Origin of the sequence: Mesorhizobium sp. M00.F.Ca.ET.216.01.1.1 (genome assembly GCF_004010325.2) — a bacterium.
Classification (GTDB): Bacteria; Pseudomonadota; Alphaproteobacteria; order Rhizobiales; family Rhizobiaceae; genus Mesorhizobium.
Window position 1 is genome coordinate 1 of the sequence record NZ_SADR02000087.1, and the last position, 654, is coordinate 654.

The 654-nt window shown below is 63.6% G+C and carries 1 protein-coding gene; it reads right to left on the minus strand.

Translation table 11 applies throughout. The features are described 5' to 3' along the window. On the minus strand, positions 1–654 hold a 654-nt coding region (locus EN859_RS35140), incomplete at both ends, for an IS5 family transposase (RefSeq protein ID WP_135913593.1).

Genomic DNA, 654 nt, shown 5'->3' on the forward strand with positions numbered 1-654 from the left:
CTTGTCATCCAGCCGAAGGTCCGCTCGACGACCCAGCGGCGGGGCAGGATCTGGAAGCCCTTCTGGTCGTCGGATCGACGGATGATCTCGACCACGAAGTCGAGATAGGCGGCTTTGTCCATGAGCTTCAGCCTGTCATAGGCGCCGTCGGCGAACAGATGCTTCACCCAGGGCCAACGCTTGCGGATGCCGTCCAGGATCGCCTGAGCACCGGCACTGTCGGAGATATCGGCGGTGGTGAGGTTGATCATCAAGAGCCGCCCATCCGTATCGACGGCAATGTGTCGCTTGCGGCCGACAATCTTCTTGCCGGCGTCGTAACCCCTTGTTTCAGCTTGCGGAGCTTTGACCGACTGGCTGTCGATCACGCCAGCCGTGGGACTGGCCTCGCGCCCGGCTCGCTCGCGATCCAGCATCAGCGCCACGTCGTGGATGGTCTGGAACAGAAAACGCCGCGCCAACTCGCGAAACCAGCCGTAGACCGTCTGCCAGGGCCCGAAATGGATCGGCAGCATTCGCCAACCGCAACCGGAGCGGACCAGGTAGCGCACGGCGTTGACCACCTCCCGGAAATCAACCTCGCGCGGACGGCCGCGACGCCCAGGCTTGGGCATCAGCGGCGCGAACTGCTCCCACTCCTCGTCCGTCAAATCA